Source organism: Aeromonas sp. Y318-1 (assembly GCF_027706125.1).
Lineage (GTDB): Bacteria > Pseudomonadota > Gammaproteobacteria > Enterobacterales > Aeromonadaceae > Aeromonas > Aeromonas hydrophila.
Genome location: NZ_JAPDCM010000013.1, coordinates 119,183 through 129,340 on the forward strand (window position 1 = coordinate 119,183; position 10,158 = coordinate 129,340).

The 10,158-nt window shown below is 60.3% G+C and carries 7 protein-coding genes, 1 tRNA gene and 1 rRNA gene; all 9 read right to left on the reverse strand.

Translation table 11 applies throughout. From position 1 onward, the window contains the following. Window positions 1-45 precede the first annotated feature (45 nt). Window positions 46-1,017 (reverse strand): bile acid:sodium symporter family protein, encoded by a 972-nt coding sequence (locus OKB87_RS18755; RefSeq protein WP_010635494.1) that lies wholly within the window; start codon window positions 1,015-1,017, stop codon window positions 46-48. A 210-nt stretch (window positions 1,018-1,227) separates the two neighbouring features. Beyond that, window positions 1,228-2,664, reverse strand: a complete 1,437-nt coding sequence (locus OKB87_RS18760; RefSeq protein WP_029305062.1) for an amino acid permease — start codon at window positions 2,662-2,664, stop codon at window positions 1,228-1,230. A gap of 167 nt (window positions 2,665-2,831) precedes the next feature. Beyond that, entirely contained in the window at window positions 2,832-3,170 is a 339-nt protein-coding gene (locus OKB87_RS18765) for a tRNA-binding protein (RefSeq protein ID WP_026080427.1), read from the reverse strand. A gap of 76 nt (window positions 3,171-3,246) precedes the next feature. Continuing rightward, the gene (locus OKB87_RS18770) at window positions 3,247-4,692 is read right to left on the reverse strand and encodes an amino acid permease (RefSeq protein ID WP_202012396.1); all 1,446 of its coding nucleotides are present in this window, start codon (window positions 4,690-4,692) and stop codon (window positions 3,247-3,249) included. 102 nt (window positions 4,693-4,794) lie between these two features. Beyond that, the gene (locus OKB87_RS18775) at window positions 4,795-5,250 is read right to left on the reverse strand and encodes a beta-galactosidase subunit beta (RefSeq protein WP_270828255.1); all 456 of its coding nucleotides are present in this window, start codon (window positions 5,248-5,250) and stop codon (window positions 4,795-4,797) included. Further along, window positions 5,247-8,321, reverse strand: coding sequence for a beta-galactosidase subunit alpha (ebgA, locus tag OKB87_RS18780; RefSeq protein WP_270828256.1), 3,075 nt, complete (start codon window positions 8,319-8,321; stop codon window positions 5,247-5,249). Before ebgA ends, OKB87_RS18775 begins: the two co-directional genes overlap by 4 nt. 321 nt (window positions 8,322-8,642) lie before the next feature. Then, window positions 8,643-9,608, reverse strand: coding sequence for a transcriptional regulator EbgR (gene ebgR, locus OKB87_RS18785; protein ID WP_017410539.1), 966 nt, complete (start codon window positions 9,606-9,608; stop codon window positions 8,643-8,645). A gap of 154 nt (window positions 9,609-9,762) precedes the next feature. Beyond that, window positions 9,763-9,877, reverse strand: a 5S ribosomal RNA gene (gene rrf, locus OKB87_RS18790). A 23-nt stretch (window positions 9,878-9,900) separates the two neighbouring features. Then, window positions 9,901-9,976 (reverse strand) — tRNA-Thr (locus OKB87_RS18795). Between the last annotated feature and the right edge of the window lie 182 nt (window positions 9,977-10,158).

The window sequence follows — 10,158 nt, forward strand, 5'->3', positions numbered from 1 at the left end:
CAAAAGAGGGAGGCCCATGGCCTCCCTCTTCTTTATCCGGACCGCTTACCCCTGCTGAACCTGGGGCACGGCCTCCTGCTCGTGGTAGCGACGAGCCAGCACGGCACAGACCATCAGCTGGATCTGGTGGAAGATCATCAGCGGCAGCACCATGACCCCGACGCTGGCGGCCGGGAACATGACGTTGGCCATCGGCACCCCGTTGGCCAGGCTCTTCTTCGAGCCGCAGAAGACGATGGTAATCTCGTCCGCCCTGTTGAAGCCGAGGCGACGGCTGATCCAGACGTTCCAGCCCAGCACCAGTGCCAGCAGCACACAGCTCAGCAGCACGATGCTGGCCAGATCGTACCAGCCTACCTGATGCCAGATCCCCTGCACCACCGCCTCGCTGAAGGCCACATAGACCACCAGCAGAATGGAGCTCTGGTCAAGCTTGCCAATGAGTGGCCGGTGGCTGTCGACCCAGCGGCCGATGAGCGGGCGCGACAGGTGGCCCACCACAAACGGCAGCATCAGCTGCACCATGATGGCCTGAATGGAGTGCCAGGTATCGACCCCCTCCCCCTGCACATTGATCATCAACCCCACCAGCACCGGCGAGAGGAAGATGCCGAGGATGCTGGAGGCCGAGGCGCTGCACACCGCTGCCGACACATTGCCGCCGGCCATCGAGGTGAAGGCGATGGCCGACTGTACGGTGGCAGGCAGGGCACAGAGATAGAGGAAACCGAGGTAGATGGCCGGGCTCAGCCAGTGGGGCACCAGCGGCGTGAGCAGCAGCCCCAGCAGCGGGAACAGCACGAAGGTGCTGGCCATCACCACCAGGTGCAGCCGCCAGTGGCCGAGGCCCGCCAGCAGGTTCTGGCGCGACAGCTTGGCGCCATGCATGAAGAACAAGAGCGCCACCGCCAGCTTGGTCAGCAGGCCGAACCAGACGGCCACCTGCCCCTCGCAGGGGAAGAAGGAGGCCAGCGCGACCACCACAATCAGTACAGAGGTAAAGGGATCCAGACGCACGAGCGGTCTCCGGTGAAAGCAGATCCCGTCCCCGCGCGGGGCCGGTGATCGGGGACGACAGGAAACACAACAGGAGCTGTGGCACAGCTCCTGTTGAAACGAATCCCCAGCTTACCCCGATAAGCGGGAGACGCAAAGTTGAGCGACCCCCTTTATCTGCCGGAAATTAAGCAAGCCCGGCTGGCCACCGGATCCGGCCAGCCTTGTGCTTCAACTCTGCTTGGCCAGCTTGCCGCCGGCTGTGCCGGTGGCCTGCTTGCGGGCTTGGCGCTTCTCGAAACGGGAGATCCACCAGTAGGCCAGCGCCGAGAAGACCGCGGTCATGAAGACATTGATGAAGAAGGCGCGCACCAGATCCACCCCGCTCGGAAAGGCGGAGGCGCTCATACTCACCACGAAGATGGCGATCAGCACCGACACCACCCCCATCCCGAACTTGCGCGACCCCATGCGAAACTCGCGCGGGGTGTCGTCATGTTTCCAGCGGAACACGAAGTAGGCCACCATGATGAAGATCGGCGGCAGCATGGCGGTACCGGCGGTGAGGTTGATGGCGGTGTTCATCATCTGCTGCACCGATTCCGAGCCGAAGCCGTTGACCACCAGCATCACGAACACGAAGGCAAACTGCCACCAGGCGGCACGCACCGGCACCCCGTGCTCGTTGAGCTGGGTGGTCTTCTCGCCGTACACCCCCTGCGGGATCTCGGAGAAGTGGATCTTCACCGGCGCCGAGGTCCACATCATCATGGAGCCGAACATGGCGATGAACAGCACCACGCCGACGAAACGGCCCACCAGTGCTTCCGACAGCTGGAAGTACTGGGCCATGCCGGTGAAGATCTCCACCATGCCGCCGGCATAGGTGAGGCTCTCGCGCGGCACGAACACGTTCACCAGCAGGGAACCGACCGCATACATGGCACCGATGACGATACCTGCACTGATGATCACCTTGATAAAGGACTTCTGGCCGCCCTTGACGTCATTGAGGTAGGCCGCCGCCGTCTCGGCACCACCCGCCGCCTGGAAGATCCAGCACATGATGCCGAGCGTCGCCCAGTTGACGGTGGGAGTCATCGCCTCCAGCGTGATGGGCTGGGCCGGCACATGATCGCCACTAAGGGCCATCAGGGCGCCCAGTACATAGATGGCGAACAGGGCAAATACCCCGTAGGCCACTATTTCGGCAATCTTGCCGAGCCAGCTCGCCCCCTTGGTGGAGATGTGGGTCGCCGCCGCAAACAGCACGATGGAGATGACCGAGGTGACCATGGGGGAGAAGCTGTACTCGTACCCCAGCATGGCGTAGGAGGCGTAGGCGATGACGTTGGGCAGCAGGGAGACGAACCAGAACAGGTTCACGAACCAGTAGAGAAACGAGCCCAGATAGGCCATCCGGGTACCGAGCGGTTTCTTGAGCCAGTCGTACATGCCCGACTCAGAGTTTTTGTTGGCCGAGACGAACTCGGCGATGATGAAGACGAACGGGATGAAGTAGACGAGGGTCGCCAGCAGGAAGATGGGGGCGGAACTGAGCCCCAGCTCGATGTTGTTGTTGACGATGTTGCGCACGTTGAACACGGCGGCAAAGGTCATCGACAACAGGGCAAACTTGCCTATGGTGCCGCGTACGGATTCAGACATGATGTCCTCCAGTGGACTCGCGTTCCCTGCGGGTAACGCTGTGACTCTGTGATGTGTTTGGCAAGGGTCTGTCGGCCCCGCGCTTTACTCTCTTGTTATGATCGGGCCGCGTGGGCGGCCTCGTTGCCGAACCGGTGCAATCTCACCGCACCGGCTCGCAATACCAGTCAGACGATCGGGGTGCCCGGCGCCATCGGCACCCGCGGCTGCAACAGCACGCTCTGGCTCTCGTCCGGGGTCTCGGCGCAGAGCAACATGCACTCGGATCGCTCGCCGCGCATCCTGGTGGGCTTGAGGTTGGTCAGCACCACCACCTCGCTGCCCATCAGCTCCTCTTCGCTGTAGTAAGGCACCAGACTGGTGACGGTCTGCAGCGGCCGCTCGCCACCCACGTCGATCTGGACGATGTAGAGTTTGTCGGCCCCGGGGTGACGCACCACCTCCAGTACCTTGCCCACCTTCATCTCGACCCGCTTGAATTCGGCAAACTCGATCGTCTCGCTCATTCTCTTTTCCTTTTCTGGTTCAACGGTTTGCGGGTGGCCAACGGCCACCCGGTTTGATTGGGATTCAATTCAGTGCCTATGGCGTCTGCATGGCAACCTGCGCCGTCGGCTGGGCCTCTTTCGCGCGCGCTTCGGCGCTGAGGGAGGCTTCGTAGCGGTTGTACTTCCACCAGGCGAAGCCGAGGAAAATCAGGATCCCGCCGACGTTGTAGAAGATGATGGTCATGATGTCGGCGCCGGTCGGGAAGGTGGAGGCGAGGAAGCCCACCGAGAAGATGGCGATCAGCACCGAGACCACGGCGATGCCGGTGGTGCGCGAACCCATCCTGAAATCCCGCGGCAGGTGATCGAGCTTCAGACGCAGATTGAGGTAGGCCAGCATGATGAACAGCGGCGGCAGCATGGAGGCGGCAGCGGTCATGTTGATGACGGTGTTCATCAGATCCTGCGCGGTGTTGGAGCCCAGAGTCGGGATCACCATCAGCGGCAGCACGATGAGGTACTGGATCCAGGCTGCACGGGCGGGCACGCCGTTCTCGTTCAGCTCGACCGTCTTCTTGCCGAAGATGCCGGCCGGGATCTCGGAGAAGAAGATCTTCACCGGGGTCGCGGTCCACATCAGCAGGGAGCCGAACATGGCGGTGAAGGAGACCAGCCCGACGAAGCGGTTCATCAGGATCTCCGGCAGGCCGAAGTAGGCTGCCAGCCCCTCGAACACCTGCACCGAGCCGCCGGTGTATTTCAGGGTGTCGCTGTGGACGAACACGTTGATCAACAGCGATGCAATGGAGTAGAGCACGCCGATAAAGATCCCGGCGACGATGATCACCTTCACGAAGGACTTGGAGCCCCCTTTCACGTCATTGACGTAGACCGCCACCGACTCGGCGCCACCGGCTGCCATAAAGATCCAGGTGGTGATGCCGAGGAAGGCCCAGCTGAAATCGGGGACCATGGCCTCTACCGTGATGGGGTCAGCCGGTTGCACGCCGCCCACCAGAGCCGCACCCGCCAGCAGAATGTAGGAGAGGGTCAGCAGCAGCATCAGGGACGAGGTCACCGAGGTGATGGGTCCCAGCATCTTGGCACCGTTGGTGGAGACGTAGGTGGCAAAGGCAAACAGCACCATGCTCAAGGCCGTGGTTGCCACCGGGGTGAGAATGTACTCGTAGCCGAGGAAGGCATAGGAGGCGTAGGCAATGACCCGCGGCAGCAGCGAGGTAAAGAAGAAGAGGTTCACGAACCAGTAGGTGTAGGCGGAGATAAAGGCCCAGCGACCGCCGAGGGAGCTCTTCACCCAGGCATAGACGCCCGCTTCGGAGTTCTTATTCAGTGACACAAATTCCGCAATGATCAGGCAGAACGGAATGAAGTAGAAAATGGTGGCCAGAAAGAACATCGGGGCCGAGGCCAGACCGATTTCGATGTTGTTGTTGATGACGTTGTTGAAGCTGAATACCGCCGCGAAGGTGAGCGACAGCAGACCAAACTTGCCTATCGTATTGCGTTTGGAATCAGACATGGTGCATCTCCAGACCTGTAGTTATCTAGCGAAATGGCGGGGCGTGATTTGTAGGGTGAGCCCCGCCCTTCCGGCTTTTGTCAGTGCAGAACCGGCGGCTTGTTATTTGTTTTTGAAGTAGCCGCCTTCAACGGTGACCTTGATGATCACCTTGCGCACCGGCCCGTCGCCGACGAAACGGTAGGCCTCGTCGTTCTCGAAGATCACCACCTGCCCGTTGCCCACCTGCTGGCGCTCACGCACCTCGCCTGCCAGCCACTCGCGGTCGGTGGTGTCGTCATAAGCCTGCTCGACCGCCAGCTCCGATTTGGGGGCCCACTCCACCGTCTCTTCCCCTTCCAGGTAGTAGTGAACGTCGAAGTAGCGGCGCTGCCCCTCGAACAATGAGGTGGCCGGGCTGGCCCCCTCCTGCAAGCGGTAGGTGAGGGAGTCACCGATGGAGTGGCAGATGCCGGGCTTGAGGTTGGCCAGGTTGTTGATGGCCTCCACGCAGCGGCCCCACTTCTTGCCCTCCCGGTAGATGTTTTTGAACAGGGTCAGGTTGTCCAGGGTGATCATGCGAGGTTCCTCCCGCCGTTGATGGTGAGATCGAGCCCGGCCAGCACAGCCGGATTGAGGTTGCCGCGAGCGATGGGCAGCAGGGTCAGGCCGAAGCTGAACGGCTCGAAGCGCACCCGCCAAGAGTCCAGCACCTCGGAGCCCCAGGAGTTGGAGCCTAGCCCCAGCACCTTGTGATCCAGATTGAGGGTGAGATAACCGCAGGGCTCCAGCTCGTTGATGTGCTGCGCCGCGTGGATATGCTCCCAGCTGTAGGGCCAGACGCTCAGGTTGATGGGGGCATCTGGCCGCACGTACAGACCGGCGCCGTGGCGGTTGGTCAGGGTCGCCCAGCGCACCTGCTGGCGGTTGCCGTTGTCCTGCGGGAAGGGGTAGTGCTCCCACATCTCGCTGACTGTGCTCTGGAAGCTGTCGATCCAGTTGCTCTGGCGACTGTCCTGATAGTTCTCGCCCGGCCCCATGCCGTAGTAGTGCACCCGGTCGAGATCCTGACGAATACCCAGCTCGAAGCCGATCTTGGGGATGATGTCGTCATAACCGCCGTAGGGCTGGCCACAGAGCGCCACATGCAGCTGGCCGTTCGGGCTCAGGGTGTAGACGTAGCGGCAGCGCATGCCGAAGTCGAACACCGGCGGCGCGATCAGACTCTCGACCGTTACCTCGACCGCCTCGCCCAGCTGACGCCAGCTCAGAGTGCGGAAGTGCTCCTGCATGATCTGCAGGTGGTTCGGGTGCCACAGGCTCTCGTACTCCTGCTTGTGGTTGTCGATCATCGGCTTGAAGAAGGTGAGGTGTGGCGCCCGCTCGATAAGCTCATTGCCATCCTGCTGCCAGCTCACCAGCTTGCCGTCGAGGCGTGAAAAACGCAGGACGAAGCCGCTGCCGCTCAAGGTCAGCGCGAGGCGCTCATCGGCAATCTGCAATGCCGTGGCATTGGGGTTGGCAAAGGGCTGCAGCTGGCGAGTCGACTCTTTCAGCTGGAACTGGTACTGGCCCAACTCGTGCTCCGCCGCGCTGTAGCGGGTAGCGGTGGCCTTGATGACCCGCAGCTGGACGAAGGTTTCCCGCCCATCGAAGGATGGCAGTTCGAGCTGCAGCTCAGTGGTGGTACCGGGAGCCACCCCTTCCAGCCGGATTTGCTGGCTGGCCAGCAACTCGCCCTCCGCCTTCACCTCGACCAGCAAGCGGATGTCGTCAAGAGGGGAGAACCAGTAGCGGTTTTCCACTTCCAGCTTGCCGCTCGCCAGATCCAAGGCGCGCACCTTGACCGGGCAGATTACCTGTTTGTATTCGCGCAGGCCCGGCCCCGGGGTCTGATCCGGATAGATGAGGCCATCCATGCAGAAGTTGTAGTTGTTGGGGTAGTCGCCGTAGTCGCCGCCGTATTTGTAAACGGCACGCCCCTGCTCGTCCTGATCCAGAATGCCGTGATCGCACCACTCCCAGATGTAGTGACCCTGAATGTGGGGATGACGGTCAAACACCTGCTGGTATTCGCTCAGGCCACCCGGGCCGTTGCCCATGGCGTGGGCGTATTCGCAGAGGATACGCGGCTTCTCCATCGGGAACTCGCCGAAGCAGTTCATCTGGGAGACGCGGGAATACATGGTGCTGACCACATCCACCACCTCGGCATCGCGATCCTCTTCGTAGTGCACCAGCCGGGTCGGGTCGATCGCCTTGCAGCGCTGGTACATGGCTCTGATGTTGCAGCCGTAGCCGGATTCGTTGCCGAGCGACCAGATGATGATGGAGGGGTGGTTCTTCTGGGCGTGCACGTGGCGCTCGATGCGATCCACGAACACCGGCTCCCAGAAGGGATCGTCGGTGATGCGGCTGAGATCGCCGACGTTGGCAAAACCGTGGGTCTCCACGTCGGTCTCCGCCATCACGAACAGGCCGTACTGGTCGCACAGCTCATAGAAGCGCGGGTCATTCGGGTAGTGGGCGGTGCGCACCGAGTTGAGGTTGTGCTGCTTCATCAGCACGATATCGCGTTCAACACGGTCCATACCGACCGCGCGGCTCTTGAGGTGGTCGTTGTCGTGGCGGTTCACCCCGTGCAGCTTGAGGTAGTGACCGTTGACGTAGAAGAGGCCATCCTTGACCTTGATTTCGCGCACCCCGACCCGCTGCGGGATCACTTCCAGCAGCTCGCCCTGACCGTTGTAGAGGGAGAGATGCAGCTGGTAGAGGTACGGGTCTTCGGCACTCCACAGATGGGGGTTGGCCAGATCCAGTGTGAAGCGGCAATCACACTTGCCGTCGATGGCGAGATGATAGAGCGTGCCGCTGGCGATCTCGCTGCCCTGATCCAGCAGCGACCAGACCAGACGGTGATCACGGGCAGCCGCCCCCAGATTCTCCAGCTGGATATCGCAGCTCAGGGTAGCGCTTTGATTGTCCTCCGCCAGCGCGGTGCGGATGAAAAAGTCCTGCACATGGGCGGCCGGTTTGCCCACCAGATAGACGTCGCGGAAGATCCCCGCCATCCACCACATGTCCTGATCTTCGATGTAAGTGGAGTCGGCCCACTGCATCACCCGCACCGACAGCAGGTTCTCGCCAACCTTGGCGTAGGCGCTGATATCGAACTCGGCGGTGAGGCGGCTCCCCTTGCTGAAGCCGACATAGTGGCCGTTCACATAGACCTCGAAGTAGGTCTCCACCCCGTCAAACTTGATGATCACCTGCTCGCCGTCCCAGGCCGGGCTCAGCGTGAAGCCGCGCTGATAGGCACCAGTGGGGTTGCTGGTCGGCACGAAGGGTACGTCGATGGGGAAGGGAAAACCTTCGTCAGTGTACTGCAGCTGACCATGCCCTTCCATCTGCCACATGTTGGGCACGGTGATCTGGCCCCAGTCGTTCATGGGGCTGTGATAGAAGGCCTCCGGCACCTGCAGGGGGTGGTCGAAGTAATGGAACTGCCACTGGCCGCTAAGGCTCAGAAAACGGCGGCTCAGCTCGCGCTGCATGGTGGCCGCCAGCGCATGGTCGGCATAAGAGAAGAAGTAGGCGCGCGGAGCCAGCCTGTTTTCACCAACGAATTGGACGTTTTCCCAGTTATTCACATGTCCTCCCGGAACAAGGCAACGTTAACTGGGTAAACTCTAGATAAACATTTACTAAATATCAGCTTTAAATTGGTAAAGTTTTAACCTGATCACAATGAACAGATGGTTTTGTGAGCGAGATCAGAAGCGGGAGATAAAGGAGAGCAAGGTATGGAGGAGTGGCATGGATGTTGATAATAGTTGGCTGAACTGCAATAAAATCAGCTATAAAACAATATGATATGATGTCACGGAATGATATGGGAAAGAGGTTTACTTGGGAGAGGTGTCGCACCACCGCAAGATGGTGCGACTAAAAGACAGAATTTTTTACTAAAACTACCGAGTGGTACCGCGCAGGGTGAGCTTGCTCGGCACGAGCACCCTCAGCGGGATATCCCGCTCGTCCCGCAGCCGTTCAACCAGCAGGTTGACCCCCTGGGAGCCCATCAACTCGGAGTGGATCCGCACCGTGGAGAGCGGCGGGAAGGTGAACTTGGCGGTCGGAATATCGTTGACGCTGATAAGCTCGATCTGCTGGGGAATCGCCAGTCCCTTTTCGTGGATGGCACGCAGCACACCGATGGCGATGGAGTCGGAGGCGACGAACAGCGCCCTGGGCCAGTCGCCGGCCAGCATCTCTTTGGCCAACTTGTAGCCGGAGGCGCTGGAGAAATCCCCGCGATAGAGGTCGCTCTCCTGCACCACACCAAGGCGCTGACCGTAGTCGAGGAAGGCCAGTTCGCGCAGATCCGGGCCATCATCCTGGCCGCCGATATAACCGATGCGCTGGTGCCCCTGGGCGATGAAGAAGTCCACTACCTGCTGGCTGATCAGCGCCAGATCCACGTCAATCGAGTCAAAGTCACCCTGAGAACGGCAATCCACGAACACCAGCTGGGCAGAGAGGGAGTGGAGCGCGGCGAGACGCTCTGCAGGCAGATGGCCGATAACCAGGATACCGTCGACAGCGGAGAGATCGCGCCCCTCGGCACCGTTGTAGAAGTGAGTCAGCTCGATGTTAAGTCGGGCACACTGGGTCTCGATGCCATAGCGGATGGCCAGATAATAGGGGTCGTTGACCTCGGTGCTCTGCGGGTAGGCATAGACCGCCAGGAAGTGCAGCTTGCTCTTGTGAACCCCCTTGCGGGCACCGCTGGTCTTGTACTCCAGCCGTTCGGCGATCTCGAAGATCTTCTGCTTGGTCTCTTCCTTGACGCTCAGCGTCGGATCTTCATTGAGCACCCGCGACACGGTAGCCTGGGAAACCCCCGCCTCCAGTGCAATTTCCTTCAACGTGGCCATGCATACTCCTCTGGCGATGACTCCCGACAATACCAGACCAAGAGTAACGGGCAACGTGCTGACATCCCAGCATTTTTACTAAAAGAAACCCATCAGGACGGCAAAATTCCAATGCAAAAAGGCCTCCCGAATGGGAGGCCTCTTCTAAATAGGTGCCTGACAGTGTCCTACTCTCGCATGGCGAATGCCACACTACCATCGGCGCTACCGCGTTTCACTTCTGAGTTCGGCATGGGATCAGGTGGTTCCACGGCGCTATTGCCGTCAGGCAAAAGCTTTACTACTTCAATAATGGTGCTGATACCCAGAGTCGAACTGGGGACCTCATCCTTACCAAGGATGCGCTCTACCAACTGAGCCATATCAGCACACTAACCGGTAAAGACCGCACTGTGTGCGCTATCTAAATCTTCTGTCCAACACAACCTGACGTTGTATCGCGACCAACCACATCGCTGTGATTGCTTAATTGATGCCTGGCAGTGTCCTACTCTCGCATGGCGAATGCCACACTACCATCGGCGCTACCGCGTTTCACTTCTGAGTTCGG

Coding starts and splice junctions, on each gene's coding strand:
- OKB87_RS18760 (WP_029305062.1), bottom strand. CDS start 2,664: ATGTCTGAATCCGTACGCGGCACCATAGGCAAGTTTGCCCTGTTGTCG.
- OKB87_RS18765 (WP_026080427.1), bottom strand. CDS start 3,170: ATGAGCGAGACGATCGAGTTTGCCGAATTCAAGCGGGTCGAGATGAAG.
- OKB87_RS18770 (WP_202012396.1), bottom strand. CDS start 4,692: ATGTCTGATTCCAAACGCAATACGATAGGCAAGTTTGGTCTGCTGTCG.
- OKB87_RS18775 (WP_270828255.1), bottom strand. CDS start 5,250: ATGATCACCCTGGACAACCTGACCCTGTTCAAAAACATCTACCGGGAG.
- ebgR (WP_017410539.1), bottom strand. CDS start 9,608: ATGGCCACGTTGAAGGAAATTGCACTGGAGGCGGGGGTTTCCCAGGCT.